This window comes from Pseudomonas sp. AC463 (assembly GCF_979253585.1).
Genome location: NZ_CEEDDZ010000644.1, coordinates 1 through 269, shown reverse-complemented (window position 1 = coordinate 269; position 269 = coordinate 1). Strand labels below are relative to the sequence as shown.

Annotated in this window: 1 pseudogene; it reads left to right on the top strand. The window is 63.9% G+C overall.

Features of this window, described 5'->3' with window-relative positions:
* Positions 1 to 269: pseudogene (locus AC0IYH_RS31780) on the top strand (MBL fold metallo-hydrolase); the annotation flags it as partial.

Below are 269 nucleotides of genomic sequence, written 5' to 3'. Positions count from 1 at the left end.
GCCCTACAACCACTGGTTCACTCTGCACGATAGCGATGGGCTGGCTAGCAAAGTGCGCCTGCAGCGCGCCGCCCATATGCTCGGTTCCGCCTACGTCGAGGTGGATCTGCAGTACGACCCGGGCCTGCCCAGCAAGCGCATCGTCTTCTCGGGCGACCTCGGTGCCCCGGGCGCCCCAATCCTCAAGCCCTGTATACCGCCACGCCGTGCGGACATCCTGGTATTGGAGAGCACCTACGGCGATCGCTTGCACGAAGACCGTAGTACAC